Source organism: Weizmannia acidilactici, assembly GCF_008974185.1.
In the GTDB taxonomy this organism is placed as follows: domain Bacteria; phylum Bacillota; class Bacilli; order Bacillales; family Bacillaceae_C; genus Weizmannia; species Weizmannia acidilactici.
The window spans coordinates 15132-32679 of sequence record NZ_BKZP01000021.1 but is presented as its reverse complement, the minus strand read 5'-3'; the positions used below and the strand labels follow the sequence as shown (position 1 = coordinate 32679).

Genomic DNA, 17548 nt, shown 5'->3' with positions numbered 1-17548 from the left:
CCTAAATCACTTGTTTTTGTTGGTATTGGGCAATTTCCTCCGATGAATAGCCGAGTTCACGCAAAATTTCTTCGGTATGTTCCCCCGGAATCGGCGGATGTTTTTCATAGCGGACCGGGGTTTGTGAAAGTTTTAAAGGGCTGCCGACAAGTTTGATCTCCCCGGCAACAGGGTGGTCCAGTTGAATAAACATTTCCCTTACCTTCAGCTGCGGATCCGCCGCGACCGCCTGCAAATTTTGGATCGGCCCGCACGGAATTTTTTGCTTTTCGCAAGCTTTTTGCCAGTAAGCGGACGGTTTTGTTTGAAAAACTTTTTCCAGGATCGGGATCAGTGTTTTACGGTTTTCAACCCGCTTCGGATTTGTGGAAAATTTTTCATCAGCTGCGAGCTGCGGCAGGCCAAGGATTTGGCAAAGCTCTCTGAACTGGCGGTCGTTTCCCGCGGCGATCGCGATCTCCCCGTCGCTTGTTTGGAAAGTTTGATAGGGGACGATATTCGGATGCCGGTTGCCAAGCCGCTCCGGGATGTTGCCGGACATAAGGAAATTGCCCGCAATATTCACGAGTGCGCTTACCGCTGAGTCGTAAAGCGATAGGTCCATTTTTTGCCCCTTCCCGGTGTGTTCCCTTGCCAAAAGGGCTGCCTGGATGCCGATGCAGGCGTACAGACCGGTTAAAACATCCGTGATGGCGACCCCGGTTTTGAGCGGAGGGCCAAAACTCTCGCCGGTAATGCTCATCAGCCCGCTCATCGCCTGGATGATAAAATCATAGCCTGGCAAATCTTTGTACGGACCGGTTTCCCCGAATCCCGTGATCGAACAGTAGATGAGCTGCGGATTCAGCGCGCCCAGTGTTTCATAGCCAAGCCCGAGCCGCTCCATTGTGCCGGTTTTAAAATTATGGATGACCACATCGCATTTTTTGGCCAACCTAAGGATGATTTCTTTCCCTTTTTCACTTTTTAAATTCACGGTCATGCTTTTTTTATTTCGGTTGGCACAAAGATAGTAAGCGCTTACGTTTTGCTGGAACGGCGGCCCCCAGCCCCGCGTTTCGTCACTTCCTCCCGGTGCTTCTACTTTGATGACCTCTGCACCTAGATCGCCGAGGATCATCGTGCAGAAAGGTCCGGCGAGCACTCTTGTCAAATCAAGGACTTTGATGCCTGATAATGCGGATGGCAAGCGATCACCTCCTTTCTTGATAGGTTCGATGTCTGCGAAATTCGCCTGCAGACAAAGCCTTTTGAGAATAGAAAAAGCCAATAATTTCCATTCCTTGTGCAACCATTGCAGGAATAAAAATTACTGGCTTTTTTCTGCCGGACGCTTTGTCTTGCGTGATAAACAGGCAGAATAAACAGCGTTATTTTCAGCGTAATCATCCACGCGCTGGCTTTGTTTGCGTATCCCGGCATGGAACTTCGCACAAAGCTTGGCGGGTGGTTTGTATTTTTTATGATAAACAACTGAAAAAGATTTGTAAATAGTTTTTTAAACATTTTTTATATTTTATCTATCCACTTCATTTTTTTTGACCCCGCTTTTACGTGATGCTACATTAGAGGATATTAGACTGTTTTTCAGGAGGGGTTAAAATGGATGGGAGCAATAAACAAATCCGTTTGGCAAGACGGCCGGTCGGGACGCCAACTTTAGAAGATTTTTCTTTTACAGAAGCACCGATCGGTACGCCAGGTGAAGGGGAAGTGCTGATCCGGAATGTGTATATTTCAGTCGATCCTTATTTAAGGGGCAGAATGGAGGATGTCAAATCGTATATCCCGCCGTTTCAATTGAACGATGTCATCATAAGCGGGGTGATCGGCCAGGTGGTAGAGTCGAAATCCGCCCATTTTGCCAAAGGGGATATTGTGATTGGGATGCTCGGCTGGGAAGAATATTCCGTTGCCCATGAAAAAACGCTCCGAAAATTGGATCCTGCGCTCGCGCCGGTTACCGCAAATCTCGGGATTATCGGGATGACAGGTTTAACCGCTTATTTTGGCCTGTTGGATATTGGACAGCCGAAAGAAGGTGAAACGGTCGTTGTTTCGGGTGCTGCGGGCGCGGTTGGTTCGACTGTCGGCCAAATCGCGAAAATTAAAGGGGCGCGTGTCGTTGGCATTGCCGGATCCGAAGAGAAGTGCAGCTACCTTATCAATGAATTGGGATTTGATGCGGCGATTAACTATAAGACCGAAGAGGTTGGAAAGGTGCTGGAAAAAGCATGCCCGGATGGAATTGACGTTTATTTTGACAATGTCGGCGGGGAAATTTCCGATGCGGTCTTCCCACTGTTAAATAAATTTGCGCGCATTCCGGTTTGTGGTGCGATTTCAGCTTACAATAAAACGGAAGCGGATATCGGGCCGCGCGTGCAAACGTATTTAATTAAAACAAGTGCGTTCATGAAAGGTTTTACTGTAGGAGATTACAGTTCCCGGTTTAAAGAAGGTGGTGCCCAGCTTGCTGCATGGTTAAATGAAGGGAAATTGAAATACGAAGAAACCATTAAGGAAGGATTTGATTCGATTATTGAGGCTTTTCTGGATCTGTTTAAAGGAAAAAATCTGGGGAAACAGCTTGTGAAAATCAGCGAGTTTGAGTAAAAATTCCAGGCGCAGCCGATACATTGATGGCACCCATAAGTGGAGATCCCTCCATTTATAGGTGCTTTTTTCTTAACAAAACATCAAAATATATTAATCTCCCTATTTTCTCTATCTGCCCTTACGTTTAATTAAGGTATATTGCGCGCCTTTACCGCGTACGCTTATTCCTTCATCATATAAACCGTTGCACTTGTTTTTGATTCATATTCGTATTTTCACAGTATCATCATCCAAAGATATATGCCATGTCTCCTCTAAGCTGTTTTGATGCTTTTAATAATGCCCCCTTCCACGGCCTCATTCATCTAATAACACATTATTTCAAAGACCGTTTTCACGGATCTTCCTCTCTCTTAACTCTGCTTAATTGAGAAACGATATATTTAAAATATTAGGTAGCATGCAACGGATACTCATATTAGGTGCCAAAAATGGATACATGTAAGTCTGAATTTTTTCGGATGAGAGATGCAGCCTGCATTTCTTAGAAAACTCTCCATTGCGTACAACCGGCAATTCGGGTATGATAAGTACACGATGAAGTACACAAGTCTTTTGGGTAAAGGGGAATGCCAATGGGCCGGCTATGGAAAAACAGGTTTGTCCGGATGGTGTTTGTTTCCGCATTGTTTTTGCAAGTGGGAATTTGGGTGCGGAATTTCGCCGTCCTTTTGTTTGTGACGGAAAAAACAAATGGAGATGCGCTGGCGGTATCCATGATATCCGTTGCGGAATTCCTGCCGATTTTTATTTTTAGTTTTATTGGAGGGACTTTTGCAGATCGCTGGCAGCCGAAGAAGACAATGGTTTGGTGCGATTTGCTGAGTGCGGTGTCTATTTTTGCCGTAATCGGCGCACTGATTTTCGGCTCGTGGCAAGCTGTCTTTTTCGCAACGCTTATCTCATCCATTTTATCACAGTTTTCGCAGCCGTCCGGGATGAAGCTGTTTAAAATACATTTAGAGGAAAATATGATTCAGCAGGCGATGGCCGTTTATCAGACCATTTTTGCCGTATTCATGATTTTAGGCCCTGTGATTGGAACGTTCGCCTATCAGAAGTTCGGGATCAATATTTCCATTTTTATTACCGGGATCGCCTTTCTGCTTTCCGCCGCTTCTTTATCGTTTATTCCGCGTGACCGCGCTTCAGAAAAAGAAGCGGAGAAAACAACTCATCTTTGGCAGGAGATGAAAAGCGGTATCCGCTATGTGCTGTCGAAAAGGGAACTGAAGCTGCTTGGCCTTGGTTTTCTGGCTGCCGGGCTTGGTGTCGGTTTTATTCAGCCAATGAATATTTTCCTCGTGACCGATCGCTTGGGCCTGCCGAAAGAAAATTTGCAGTGGCTCGTAATGGTCAACGGAGTCGGCATGATCACAGGCGGGGCCTTTTCAATGGCTTTTTCAAAATCCACGCCGCCGCAAAAAATGCTTTTAACTGGGATGCTTGCAAATGCTGTAGGGCTTGCGGTGATCGGCGCGTCGACTTCCCTCTGGCTGACGCTTACTGCGGAATTGCTCGCAGGCTTCTTCATGCCATGCATCCAAATCGGCATCAACACGATGATCCTGCAAAATACGGAAGCGGACTTCATCGGCAGGGTCAACGGCACATTGAGCCCGTTATTTACCGGCTCCATGGTGATTACGATGAGCTTGGCCGGCCTTTTAAAGGAACTGCTGTCAATTACCGCTGTATTTGAACTGGCCGCCCTGTTTTTTATCATCGGCCTGTTCTTTGTTTTCCCGATGCTGAAAACAGCGGCTCCGGAAAATGCGAAATCAATAGGGGACTAATTAAAATCCATGCTGGGGGCATGGGTTTTTGATATAGGAAGACTAATCCTAGTGAATCACGGCTTTTATTACAATGGTCACAAGTGTCCAAAACATAAGATTAAGTAATAACCCGTTAAAAAATTCCATAAGTGTTTCCTAAATTGATCATTATGTTTATCTTACCCCTTTATTGCTTCCTTAAAATAGTAAATAAGGTTGATTTCGATAGGTGGTTGACCAATTAATTATGTTAAAATGATAGGGATGACAGCGCTTTTACGGAGGGAATCTTTATGAAAACATACCACATCGCCGTCATTCCCGGGGATGGGATTGGAAAAGAGGTTGTACCTGCTGCGGTCAAGGTGTTGCACACGGCGGCGGAACTGCATGGCGGGATCAAATTTGAGTTTACCGAGTTCCCGTGGAGTTGCGATTTTTACATCGAACACGGAAAGATGATGCCGGATGACGGGCTTGAAATTTTAAAAGATTACGAGGCCGTTTTTCTCGGGGCAGTCGGCAATCCGCGGCTGGTGGAGGATCATGTGTCGTTGTGGGGGCTGCTGCTAAAAATCCGGCGCGGGTTTGAGCAGGTGCTCAACATCCGGCCGGCAAAGTATTTCAAAGGGTTAAACTCGCCGCTTGCCGATCCGAAAAATTTTGATTTTGTCGTTGTACGGGAAAACAGCGAGGGCGAGTACAGCGAAGTCGGCGGCAGGATTCATAAAGGCGAAGATGAAATCGCGATTCAAAACGCCATTTTTACGAGAAAAGGTACCGAGCGGGCGATGCGCTATGCTTTTGAGCTTGCGCAAAAACGCAACCGGCGTCTGACAAGCGCAACGAAATCAAACGGCATTTTCCACACCATGCCGTTTTGGGATGAAGTGTTTAACGAATTGAAAGCGGATTATCCCGATGTCGCCGTAAACAGTACGCATATTGATGCCCTGTCCGCGTTTCTTGTGATTAAGCCGGAATTGTTTGATGTGATTGTCGCAAGCAATTTGTTCGGTGATATTTTAACAGACATCGGTGGTGCGATCATGGGTAGTATCGGTATTGCCCCGTCAGCAAATATTAATCTGAACGGAAAATACCCATCGATGTTTGAACCGGTCCACGGCTCGGCGCCGGACATCGCCGGAAAGGGCATCGCCAACCCGATCGGGCAGATTTGGACGGCAAAGATGATGCTCGACCATTTCGGCGAAACAGAACTGGGTGGAAAAATATTGGAGGCTGTCGAATGGGTGATTGCAAAAGGCATTAAGACGCCGGACATCGGCGGGACGGCTACAACGGCTGAAGTAACGGAAGCGGTCTGCGGGAGGATTTTGGAGAAGTGAGCGTGGTTATCTTGTCGGATCAGGATGTATTTTAATAGGGGAGAGCTTCCCTTTTTCTTATAGTAGGAAAAGAGATATGATTTTATCTGGTTCAAAGATCTGGAGTCAAAGAGAATAAGAGCACTTGCCGAGATTAAATGGATTATTTCTGTTGTTTAACAAAACTCAATACAAGGATAGATCTAGTATGAAATGGCCGGAATAAGGGCAGGTATCCGAATTTTGTTAAGTTAATAGCATTATCATCAATGATGGGGAACGGGGCAAGAAATCATTGAAGGAGTAGCACTCAATGGGACAATGACAGAAAAAGATACGACAAATGAATTGCTGAAATCTAAAGGGGATAAGTTTATATACAGCACCTCCCATGAAAAAATTATTCTTACATTCGAAAAGGTATTGGACTTAAATAAAGAAATATGTTAAAGAGGACTACTTAACATGTTGAAACATTGCAGTCCTCTTTTTTATTTTCATATCTTCATATCCCCAAATGATGTTTTTATATATTCAGTAAAATGAAAACGCTCTATAGTTTGAACCGATAAGGTACCAGAAAAATAAGGGGGATAGACTGATGGGGAAAATGTTAAATTCTGTGGATGCTGTAATAACGGTTCTGGTTGTGATGGCGGGCGCATGGTTCTCCAATTCCGGTGATTCCTATGCGAAATCTAATAAGGAAACGCTGAAAGAGACTTTTATCAAAGGGGCAGATATTTCTACATTAAAAGCAATTGAAGACCACGGCGGCAAATATTATGACTATGGAAAGCAGGAAGATTGCTGAAGATCTTAAAGAAACACGGGGTGAATTATATCCGCCTCAGACTGTGGTATAACCCTGTGCAGGCTAACGGTTACAATGATTTGTCCAATACGATCGCAGTTGCAAAAAGGGAAAAGACAAGGGGATTTAAGTTTTTGCTTCGATATCCATTACTCTGACTTTTGGGCTGATCCGGGAAAACAGAGCAAGCCGGCAGCCTGGAAAAACTTGAATTTTGACCAATTAACTGCTGCGGTTCGTGATTATACGAGCAAAGTAGTAGGGCATTGAAAGAAGCCGGTGCTGCACCGGATATGGTTCAAATTGGAAATGAAATAACAAGCGGAATCCTCTGGCCGGATGGCAAGACATGGGGAGAAGGATCGGGCGATTTTGACAAACTTGCAGTATTGTTAAAAGCAGGTGTCCAAGGTGTTTATGACCAGATTGACCCGAAATATGTTAAAATCATGATGCATATTGATGGCGGGGGAGACAACAGCAAATCGCGTTGGTTTTTTGATCAACTCGCGGCTAGGGGAGTGCCGTTTGACGTCATTGGGCTTTCCTATTACCCGTATTGGAATGGTGCACTTGCCGATTTGCAAAACAATATGAACGATATCAGCCAAAGATACAATAAAGACGTCGTCATCGCGGAAACAGCTTATGCCTACACTTTGCAGGAGGCGGACAATGAGCCGAATGTGTTTATTGCAAGTGATGCCGTTGAAGGTTGTGATGTGTCTGTGCAGGGCCAGGCAAAATTCCTGAAAGACTTAATGAAAACTATTTATAGTGTTCCGGACGAGCGCGGGTTGGGCTTCTTTTATTGGGAACCGGCCTGGATACCGGTTCCTGGTGCCGGGTGGATTTCCGGCGGCGGAGACGGATGGGAGAATCAAGCCTTATTTGATTTTAATGGCAATGCGCTGCCGTCTTTGAACGTATTTAAGGAAAACCGGCCAATTATTGTAAAACGTAATTAATGTAGATTCGTTTCCGGGGTTGCTGCAAAAGCGGCAGCCCTTTTTCTATGTATGAATATAAGAATATCAAAAAAATAGCCAAGTTTAATATTTTTATATTTTTTTGGTTGATTATTATATTCAAATGAATATGAAAACGTTTTATAATCGATGTGTAGCGAAGAGAGCCCCATCGGCTGCAGCAGTTATTTTGTTTAAGGTTTTTATATTTTTAAAAAGAATAGGAGGAAATGATGGTGAAGAAATCGATCGCAATTTTAGCCAGTTTCATGTGCATCCTTGTGTTGGCGCTTTCAGGATGCGGCAGCAGTAGTTCAAGCGGCGGCAAAAATACTACCATTACGATTTGGGCAACGAACATTAACGTCCCGCTGCTGAAAAAAGCGGCTGCAACGTATAAGAAAGACCATCCGAATTTTAATGTTAAAGTTGTAGAAATGGCAAATGATGACATCCGTTCAAAATTTACCACCGGACTGCAGGCGCAGGGGCAGGGGCTTCCGGATGCGGCACTTTTGGTAGATGACGGCATTAACGGTTACCTTGAAAAATTTCCGAACGCTTTCGTGAACATTTCAAGTAAAGGATTTGAGAAAAAGTACGCGAAGGATTTTCCAAAATATAAACTGGACAGTGTAACCTATAAAGGCGACCTTTATGCGCTTCCTTTTGATGCGGGTCCGGTCGGTTTGTTCTACCGTCAGGATATTTTTGAAAAAGCCGGCGTGGATCCAAACAGCATTAAAACTTGGGACGATTATATTGAAGCCGGTAAAACAATCAAGGCAAAAACGGGCGTGGACATGCTAAGCTATGACAACACAGATATTACCGTATACACAATTTTATTGAGCCAGCAAGGGTTGGGATATTTTGACAAAAACGGGAATGCCAATTTAGGGACATCGGAATCGATCAAGGCTGCCCAGCTTTTGCAGGATATGGCAAACAATAAAATTTTGTTAGGCGCATCCGGCTGGAACGCGTGGGTATCTTCGCTGCAGAACAGCAAGACTGCAACAGCGATTGCCGGTGCATGGCTGGTTGGAACATTGGAACAGCAAATGCCGAAGTTGTCCGGAAAATGGAGAGTCATGAATCTGCCTGCCTTTGAAGAAGGCGGAAGCCGATCAGCGAACCAGGGCGGAAGTTCCTTCGTCATCTCGAAATCAAGCAAAAATATCGATGCTACTTATAATTTCCTGAAATATTTCACAACCAATTACAATGCGCAGGAATTAGCAATGAAGGGCGGCTTATTCCCGAGCTATCTGCCGGTTTATAAATCAAGCTTATTCACACAGCCTGAAAAATATTTTGGCAACCAAAAAGTATGGACGTTCTTCTCTGGTGAAATGAAGAAAATTCCTTCCGTATTATATACGGCTAATGATGCTGTAGGACGGGACGAAGCCATTAACATGCAGGCGGAAATTGTCAGAGGCAAAGATGTGAAAACGTCTGTAAATGCCGCGAAGAAACGTGTTGAAAACCACGTGCAGTAAACGGAAACCGATAGCAGATAACGAGAAGTTCTTGTTATCTGCTGTTTCTTAGTGAGGTGGGTAAATTGAGCAGAAGTAAAATGATTCCGTATTGGTTTGTCGCCCCGGCAGTTATATTGTTTTTATGTTTTACGATATACCCGATTATTTCCTCCCTGCTTCTCAGCTTTCAAAAAATGGATGGAGGGAGATATGTTTTTGCCGGTTTTGCAAACTATATCAGATTATTCCATGATTCTGTATTTTTAAAGGCATTGTATAACACGTTTATTATTCTAATTATCCAAGTGCCGATTATGTTAATTTTGGCTTTAATCCTCGCTTCGGCTCTAAACAGCCAGCTGCTTAAACTGCGCGGATTTTTCAGGGTTGGATTTTTTATGCCGGCTGTCACATCGCTTGTTGCGTATTCCATTTTGTTTTCGATATTGCTGCAGGACAGCGGTTTGATTAACGACTTTCTTGGTTTATTCGGAATCCATAAGATCCCTTGGTTAACAGATCCGTTTTGGGCAAAGGTATCCATTATTCTCGCTTTGACGTGGAGATGGACAGGCTATAACATGGTCATTTATCTTGCGGCTATGCAAAATATTCCGGAAGAACTTTACGAAGCAGCTTCACTTGATGGAGCCGGCAGGATTAGAAAATTTTTCAATATTACCGTGCCGCAGTTAAAGCCGGTTATTTTATTTACAGCCATCATCTCAACGATCTCAACGCTTCAATTGTTTTGAACCTTACAACTTGACAAAAGGCGGCCCGGCGAACGGCACGATGACACTTGGGTTGTATATTTACCAGAACGGGTTCAAATATTTTGATTTCGGATATGCTTCGGCAATTGCCTATGTGGTCGTAATTATTGTAGGCATTTTGTCGTACATTCAGATGAAAGTGACAGGAGATGATTGACGATGCCGACCAGTAGAATACGCAGGATCAGAGATACGATTGGTTTATATGTCCCTTTGATTATTGCGCTCTTTATATCAATTTTTCCTTTCTATTGGATGTTAGTGGGTGCAACGAATAATACAAGTAAAATGTTTACCAATCCGCCGACATTATCGTTCGGGAACCGGTTAATGGAAAATCTTCATAACTTGAATGATTCAATCGGGATTTACCGTGTGTTGTTCAACTCATTGTTTGTTTCCCTGATGTTTGTTTTGTTGTCTTTAACCGTTTGTACACTTGCTGCTTACGCGTTATCGAAATTCAGGTTCAAGGGCGACAAGATCATCTTTACCGTGCTGATGCTTTCGATGATGATTCCTTATCAGGCTACATTAATCCCCTTATTCAGGATGCTGGGCTCACTGCATCTATTAAACACGTACTTTGCACTGATTGTGCCGCAGCTTTGCTATCCGTTTGCGATCTTTTTAATGCGGCAAAATTTCCTTGCTTTTCCGGATGCGCTGATTGAATCGGCACGGATTGACGGTGCGGGAGAATTGAGGATTTTTTTTCGGATCGTGCTACCTTCCATGAAACCGGCACTGGCTGCCACTGCCATCTATCTATTCATGATGCAGTGGAATAACTTCATGTGGCCGCTCGTTGCTACGACCTCCAGTGATATGTATACATTCCCAGTTGCTTTGTCGAGTTTAATCGGTATATCCATTATCGATTACGGCCAAGTGATGATGGGCATTACCATTGCCACTATTCCAATCATAATTTTCTTTTTAGTTCTTCAAAAGCAATTCATTTCGGGAATGCTTGGAAGTGCTGTCAAGTAGTAAACACAAATTTTTAAGGAGAACACGCATATGAACAATCGATATTCCACCGTCCGCAAAAAAGTGAAAGGTTTCTTGCACGGCGGTGATTACAACCCTGAACAATGGCTCGATTATCCGGAAATCCTCTCGGAAGATTTCCGCCTGATGCAATTGGCCCATTGCAATACGTTTTCTCTTAATATTTTCGGTTGGAGTGCGATTGAGCCTGAAGAAGGAAAATACAATTTTGGCTGGCTGGATGACATCATGGACAGGCTCGCTGCACAGGGGGCACACGTGATTCTTGCCACACCGAGCGGGGCAAGGCCGGCGTGGCTGGCACAAAAATATCCAGAGGTGCTCCGCGTGGGCCCGGATAGGAAACGGAATTTATTTGGCAAGCGCCACAACCATTGCTATACATCGCCCGTTTACCGGGAAAAGACCCGGAACATCAATCGGCTGCTTGCTGAGAGATATAAAGATCATCCGGCGCTTATCATGTGGCATGTCTCCAATGAGTACGGCGGAGAATGCCACTGTGACCTTTGCCAGGAAGCGTTCCGGAATTGGCTGAAAAAGAAATATCAAAGTTTGGAACGGCTGAACCATGAATGGTGGACCGCTTTTTGGAGTCACACTTTTACGGACTGGTCACAAATCCAATCTCCGGCTCCGCAGGGCGAAAATGCCATCCATGCGCAAAACTTGGATTGGAAACGTTTTGTGACGGACCAGACAATCGATTTTTATTTGAACGAAATTGCGCCACTGAGGGAAGTCACACCGGATATACCGGTTACAACAAACTTTATGGGGGACTATCCTCATATGGGCCCTTACCTTGGCCTTGATTACCATAAGTTTGCAAAAGAAGTGGATGTTGTCTCCTGGGATGCTTATCCGGCTTGGCACATTCCAATGCAGGCAACGGCGGAGTTGGCTGCGGATGTAGGGTTTATGCATGACCTGTACCGTTCAATGAAAAAAGACCAGCCGTTTCTCGTGATGGAAAATACGCCGAGCCTTGTGAATTGGCATCAAGTGAATAAAATGAAAAAACCGGGCATACATATGCTGTCTTCCTTGCAGTCCATTGCCCACGGCGCGGATTCTAATTTGTATTTCCAATGGCGGAAAAGCCGGGGGGGACCGGAGAAATTCCACGGCGCCGTTGTCAGCCATGCCGGTCATGAACATACACGTGTGTTTCAAGAAGTAGCAGATGTTGGTAAAGCTTTGGAGGAAATTTCAGAAATTTCCGGGACAACGATCCAGTCAGAAGCGGCTGTAATCTATGACTGGGAAAACCAGTGGGCCATTGATGATGCACAGGCTTTGAAACTGGGTCGTAAAGATTATATCCAACTTTGCCAGGAACATTATCAATCGTTACGAAAACAAGGCATTTCTGTAGATGTGATATCACCGGAAAAACATTTGGATGATTACAAACTTATTATTGCCCCGATGTTGTACATGGTCAGGGCAGGCACGGCAGAACGGCTGGAGTCTTTTGTGAAAAAAGGCGGTACCCTGGTGATGACCTATTGGAGCGGAATGGTCAATGAAAATGATCTCTGCTTCTTGGGCGGAAGTCCTGGACCGTTGCGGAATTTATTGGGAATTTGGTCGGAAGAAATCGATTCCTTATATGATGAAGAGAAAAATACAATTATAATGAATAAAAACGGTTACTTTCCGCTGAAGGGTAAGTATGAAGTCAAAGATTATTGTGAAATCATTCACCCGGAAACAGCCCATGTACTGGCTGAATATGAAAACGATTTTTACAAAGGCGGAGCGGCTTTGACGGTAAAACGATTAAAACATGGCGAAGCCTATTATATGGCTGCCCATTTTGAGCAGAAATGCCTTGATGATTTTTACCGGATATTAATCGAAAAATTGCAGCTGCAAAAAGTGCTGAATGTTGAACTTCCGGATGGCGTAAGTGTTTCAAAGAGAACGGGTAAAAATCACGAATATATTTTTATAATGAATTTTAATGAAGCAGAAGTAAAGATGGGATTGCCAGCCGGATTTGATGGCGTTGAAATGTTGTCCGGCAACCGGATGAAGAACGAATTTGTTTTGAAGCCATATGGGGTTTCGGTCATTAAAATAGAGAAGTAGAATGGCAGGTGAGCAGGAAGAATGAATGGGGAGAAAAAGCGCTATACCTTTTTATCAGTAGGAAAACCGCTTCCTTTATTTATTGAAAGCGTCGGTTATAACCCGAGGGAAGAGGATTTCGCAAGGCCTGAAGGTTATCCTTATTACCACTGGCTACAAACGGTAAAAGGTGAAGGTGTTTTTACGTATGGGGGTCAGGAATATTTGTTAACCCCGGGAAAAGGCATTCTTTTGACACCATTTACTCCCCATTCATACTATGCGAACGAAGGCGACTGGTCGACGCTCTATATCACTTTTGGCGGGGACGTTACCGAAGCCATCATGAATTCCCTTGAGATCAATTTTTCATCAATGTACATTGAGAGCGCGGAACTGGCTTTTTCTAAAACGATTGAAAAAATTCTGGATACGGTAAAGAAAGACAATGAACTTTCCAGGTTGGATTCTTCGGAGTACTTATACCATTTCCTTATTTTACTGAAAAAATATAATCAGTTTCGCAATAAAGGTTCTCAAAACGTGGATCGGATGAGGTCTATTGTACAATGGCTGGAAACGATGTATTCCGAAAATATCGGCCTAAGGGAAATCGCGGATTATGCCCAAATGAGCCCCCAATATTTAACCTCTTTATTCAAGGCAGCGTTTAACGTCAGCCCGTATGCCTTTTTGATCAATATCCGGATACGCGAGGCAAAGAAACTGTTATACGCAAGTTCCGAACTTTCTTTAAAAGAAGTGGCAGAAGCAGTCGGATTTAATGATACGAGCCACTTTATCGCTACTTTTAAAAAAATAGAAGGCATAACACCAAACAAATATCGCCATCTTTTTAACAAGTTATAAAGCTGGCGATATTTGTTTGTCATTCAATCATTCTTTTCATTTGTACTATTTTCGTGCTTGCGACTTTATCGCATTTCGGAATATGACGCTTAAGGAAAGGTACAATATCATCGATATATTCTTCTACTTTCAGTCCTGGTGTTTTTTCGGGAATATACAGCATCAGTTTGGCAAGAACGCTGGATTCAATCGCCATGTTATCCGGATTTATACTTGGTTTTGATATCGAGATAATTTGTTCGGATTTGATATGCGGCTCAAGTTTGGCGAAAAGCTCCTTGATAAATGCTTCATAATGATTTTTTTCGGGAAGCCGTACCGTGATATCGGCATATGTAATTACTTCAATCATTGTGTTTCCTCCGTATTGATTGTTTCACCGCTGTGGACAAACGCAATAAATCTATTTCAATTATATAATGAAAAGACGATTATGAAAAAAACTTTTCATCTGCCTTTTTATACACTCGCCCATTGACACTGGCTGAAAAACTCTGTATATTTATTTTCGTGAAATATTACTTAGGGTAACGAATAAGTTTGAATTCTTTTTCGCTTGGGGCCGGTCATTTCCGGGGGACGCCGCGGTTGTGGATGGCCGGAAAGCATCGGGACAAGAGCAATCCGGGAGCCAGATTCGCATACCGGACGACACACGGTCATTTAAAACAGCAATCGGACAACAAGTGATCAAGGAGGTTTCCTTATGCAGGGATTTTTTTACCGCTATATTCGTTTATACCGGCCATTGGTCAAAAAACTGAACGGATTGCTGGGGGAATATGATTTGTCGTATTCGCTTTGGCAGGTCATTTTTTACGTGCGGAATTTCGGACCCTGCACGCTTGTTGAAATCTGCAAATACTATGAAGTCGAAAGGCCGAATGTGACAAGGATGGTGCACAGGCTGGAAGAACAGGGAATTGTCGAGCAGATCCCGGGGAAAGACCGTCGCGAAAAAGTGATCCACATGACGGAAAAAGGGGAAGGCATTTACCTGGCCTGCCGTACGGAAATCACAAGTTTGGAACGGCAGGCCATGAAGGGGATTCCGGAAGCACAACAAAAGATATTATTCGAACTGCTTCCGCAAATCAGGGAAAATTTGAATGATCAAGGGGAGGAGATACATTGAACAGGCCGAAATTATGGACGAAAGATTTTTTAATTGTTTCGACCGCAAACTTTTTTCTTTATTTTACTTTTTATTTATTGATGGCAACCATTACGCTTTATGCAACGGAACAATTTCATGCCTCACCAAGTATTGCCGGGCTGGCATCGGGCATTTTTGTCGTCGGGATTTTAATCGCGCGGCTTTTTGCGGGCAGGTCGATTGACCGGATCGGCAGGAAAAAAATGCTGTATATCGGCTTTATTTCGATTTTAATCATTACGCTGTTTTACTTTTTTACTGAAAATCTTGCTGTGTTGCTAGCTGTCCGTTTTTTAAACGGTGCGGCACTCGGGATTGCTTCAACCGCAACCGGGACGATCGTGGCGGGGATTATCCCGAATGAACGCAGGGGGGAAGGGACTGGTTATTATGCGTTGAGCGTAACGCTGGCTGCGGCTGTCGGACCGTTTGTCGGCATGTTTATGATCGGACATGCCGGTTTCAATATGATATTTATTTTATGCCTCGTGCTGCTTGCATTGAGTTTTGTTTCGTCGATCTTCTTAAATGTGCCGAAGATCGAATTGTCCAAAATGGAACTGGAAAGAATGAAAGGACTCAAGATTGGCAATTTCTTTGAACCGAAAGTATTCCCGATCGCCATCATCAGCGCGTTTGTCGGGCTTGGCTATTCCAGCATTTTGTCTTTCCTCACTTCCTATGCAAAAGAAATGAATCTCGTCGATATCTCCAGCTTTTTCTTTATCGTCTATGCCGGGACCGTCCTTGTATCAAGACCGTTTACCGGGCGCTGGTTTGACACAAAAGGCGAGAATTTCGTGATGTATCCGTCGTTTATTTTGTTCGCAGTTGGCCTCCTGCTGTTGAATCAGGCTGATCAAGGGTTCATGATTTTGCTTGCTGGCATTTTTGTCGGCCTCGGTTACGGGACGTTCTCTTCAAGCGGCCAGGCGATTGCAGTTAAAGTATCGCCGAAACACCGTATCGGGCTTGCGACATCGACGTTCTTTATTTTCCTGGATGCGGGCGTCGGGGTCGGGCCATTCCTGCTCGGACTATTGGTCCCGTTTGCCGGCTACCACGGATTGTACGCCATTATGGCTGCCGTGATCTTCATCTGTGTGTTCCTTTATTATTTTGTGTACGGGAAGAAAGCAGCGGGTGCGGAGCGTTTGATGGAAAGAGCGGAATAATCATTGTTTAGAAACGGGCCTGGAGACGATCTCCGGGCTTTTTTTCCTTTGATTTCATTGTATAAGAATAAAGCCGCCGTACTGGATATTTTATAAGAAGAAATGTCTATCTGGCCAATGTAGTACCGCTCTGGTTTTTATCATCAGTCAACCCGATGGATTCCGGCAAAAATTGGATGCGGTACTCCGTATGGATGGAGCTTCAACATATGAAGGGAGGGAATCAACCCGTGCGTTTTATTAACCGCTTTTATGATTCCTCAGAGCAATGAAATCGTAAATACTTGACAACAAACAATGGGTGGCTTATTATTATCTTGAAGTAAAGATATATGAATTGAAGATAAATCGCTTAGACATATTGGTCGAGGTAAAGTGTCCGTATTTGTCCGATATCTTTTTCTAGCTGCAGCTTTCTAAAGAGATTCACTAGTATTCATGATTTTTAGAAGTTTTTTAAGAAAGGCAGGAAAACCATCCGTTTCTTGCCTCACTTAAGAAGAAACATGAGAGAAAGTTTCTTTGCATTAGACGCGCGGATCTATCAGGATTGCTGGTGCACCTTTTGGAGAAAATAAGAGATCAATTTGAAAAAAATCTTGATTTCAAGATAAAGATGCTGGTCGACGGTCATGTTTTCTTTATAAAGGAAAAGGGCCGGAATATATCTGTCCAGTGAGGGATTTGATACGGATCAAGCGGAAATGATTCATTTTATATATCAAATAAAACAACTGCTTAATTCCTCGGATATGAGGAATAATAGAGATTGTGAATACCAATGGGGTTTTTATCCAAATAATTTGGAAATCAATCAATAAAGGAGACGAAAAAAATGACAAATGTGAAATTAGCAGTTATTTTTTACAGCATGGGTGGAACGAATGTTCAATTGGCCAAATGGGCTGCAGAAGCTGCTGAAGAAGCCGGTGCAGAAGTTAAAATCTTTAAAGTCCAAGAATTGGCGCCGCAATCGGTTGTTGAAGGAAATGAAGGATGGAAACGTACAACAGAAGCAACCAAAGACATTCCTGTTGTCACTTCAGCCGATATTGAGTGGGCAGACGCCATTATTTTTAGTGTTCCGACCCGCTTTGGCAATATGCCTTCGCAAATGAAACAATTTTTGGATATGCAAGGCGGGTTATGGGCTTCCGGAAAAACAGTCAACAAAGTTGTAAGTGCCATGTCTTCTGCTCAAAACCCGCACGGAGGACAGGAAGCAACCATCTTATCATTGTATACTTCAATGATGCACTGGGGTGCGATTATTGCAGCACCGGGCTATACGGATCCTGCATTATTTGCAGCCGGCGGCAATCCGTATGGCACCAGTGTCACTGTTGGTGAAGACGGAAAAATGAAAGATGATGTACAAGCCGCTGTCAAACATCAGGCGAAGCGGACGGTTCAAGTTGCGGAATGGGTGAAAAAAGGGCAACAGTGAGCTTTTAAAAAGTCGACACGCAAATATCTATTTATTT

The 17548-nt window shown here is 43.9% G+C and carries 13 protein-coding genes and 2 pseudogenes; 13 read left to right on the top strand and 2 right to left on the bottom strand.

Going from position 1 to position 17548, the window contains the following annotated elements:
* Position 1 precedes the first annotated feature (1 nt).
* Entirely contained in the window at positions 2-1189 is a 1188-nt protein-coding gene (locus tag BpJC4_RS10290) for a CaiB/BaiF CoA transferase family protein (protein WP_151697867.1), read from the bottom strand.
* Positions 1190-1602: 413 nt separating this feature from the next.
* Between BpJC4_RS10290 and BpJC4_RS10285 the strand changes: the two genes are divergently transcribed.
* The 10 genes and pseudogenes from BpJC4_RS10285 (at position 1603) to BpJC4_RS10240 (ending at position 13733) form a co-directional block, all read left to right on the top strand.
* Entirely contained in the window at positions 1603-2616 is a 1014-nt protein-coding gene (locus tag BpJC4_RS10285; RefSeq protein ID WP_151680680.1) for an NADP-dependent oxidoreductase, read from the top strand.
* Positions 2617-3194: 578 nt separating this feature from the next.
* Entirely contained in the window at positions 3195-4415 is a 1221-nt protein-coding gene (locus BpJC4_RS10280) for an MFS transporter (protein ID WP_151680679.1), read from the top strand.
* Positions 4416-4690: 275 nt separating this feature from the next.
* Positions 4691-5749 carry a tartrate dehydrogenase gene (locus BpJC4_RS10275; RefSeq protein WP_151680678.1) on the top strand — a complete coding sequence of 353 codons (1059 nt, stop codon included), beginning with the start codon at positions 4691-4693 and terminating at the stop codon, positions 5747-5749.
* A gap of 580 nt (positions 5750-6329) precedes the next feature.
* On the top strand, positions 6330-6542 hold the full coding sequence (locus BpJC4_RS16370) for a hypothetical protein (RefSeq protein ID WP_216643725.1): 213 nt from the start codon (positions 6330-6332) through the stop codon (positions 6540-6542).
* Between the two features lie 20 nt (positions 6543-6562).
* Positions 6563-7510, top strand: a pseudogene (locus BpJC4_RS16355) (glycoside hydrolase family 53 protein).
* 236 nt (positions 7511-7746) lie between these two features.
* Positions 7747-9015, top strand: coding sequence for an ABC transporter substrate-binding protein (locus BpJC4_RS10260; RefSeq protein ID WP_253693663.1), 1269 nt, complete (start codon positions 7747-7749; stop codon positions 9013-9015).
* A gap of 65 nt (positions 9016-9080) precedes the next feature.
* Positions 9081-9930 (top strand): annotated as a pseudogene (locus tag BpJC4_RS10255) (carbohydrate ABC transporter permease).
* A 2-nt stretch (positions 9931-9932) separates the two neighbouring features.
* Positions 9933-10766 carry a carbohydrate ABC transporter permease gene (locus BpJC4_RS10250; protein WP_061086913.1) on the top strand — a complete coding sequence of 278 codons (834 nt, stop codon included), beginning with the start codon at positions 9933-9935 and terminating at the stop codon, positions 10764-10766.
* Positions 10767-10796: 30 nt separating this feature from the next.
* Complete coding sequence (locus tag BpJC4_RS10245; protein WP_151697866.1) at positions 10797-12884, top strand: beta-galactosidase; 2088 nt, start codon at positions 10797-10799, stop codon at positions 12882-12884.
* A gap of 21 nt (positions 12885-12905) precedes the next feature.
* Entirely contained in the window at positions 12906-13733 is an 828-nt protein-coding gene (locus tag BpJC4_RS10240) for an AraC family transcriptional regulator (RefSeq protein ID WP_151697865.1), read from the top strand.
* 19 nt (positions 13734-13752) lie between these two features.
* Here BpJC4_RS10240 and BpJC4_RS10235 read toward each other — a convergent pair whose 3' ends face one another.
* Entirely contained in the window at positions 13753-14085 is a 333-nt protein-coding gene (locus BpJC4_RS10235) for a hypothetical protein (protein WP_151680669.1), read from the bottom strand.
* A gap of 354 nt (positions 14086-14439) precedes the next feature.
* Here BpJC4_RS10235 and BpJC4_RS10230 point away from each other — a divergent pair, with 354 nt between their 5' ends.
* The 3 genes from BpJC4_RS10230 to wrbA all read left to right on the top strand — a co-directional run bounded on the left by BpJC4_RS10230 (position 14440) and on the right by wrbA (position 17511).
* Complete coding sequence (locus BpJC4_RS10230) at positions 14440-14868, top strand: MarR family winged helix-turn-helix transcriptional regulator (RefSeq protein WP_151680668.1); 429 nt, start codon at positions 14440-14442, stop codon at positions 14866-14868.
* Positions 14865-16064 (top strand): MFS transporter, encoded by a 1200-nt coding sequence (locus BpJC4_RS10225; RefSeq protein ID WP_061086993.1) that lies wholly within the window; start codon positions 14865-14867, stop codon positions 16062-16064. Before BpJC4_RS10230 ends, BpJC4_RS10225 begins: the two co-directional genes overlap by 4 nt.
* 835 nt (positions 16065-16899) lie before the next feature.
* On the top strand, positions 16900-17511 hold the full coding sequence (gene wrbA / locus BpJC4_RS10220; RefSeq protein WP_151697864.1) for an NAD(P)H:quinone oxidoreductase: 612 nt from the start codon (positions 16900-16902) through the stop codon (positions 17509-17511).
* The last annotated feature ends 37 nt before the right edge of the window (positions 17512-17548 follow it).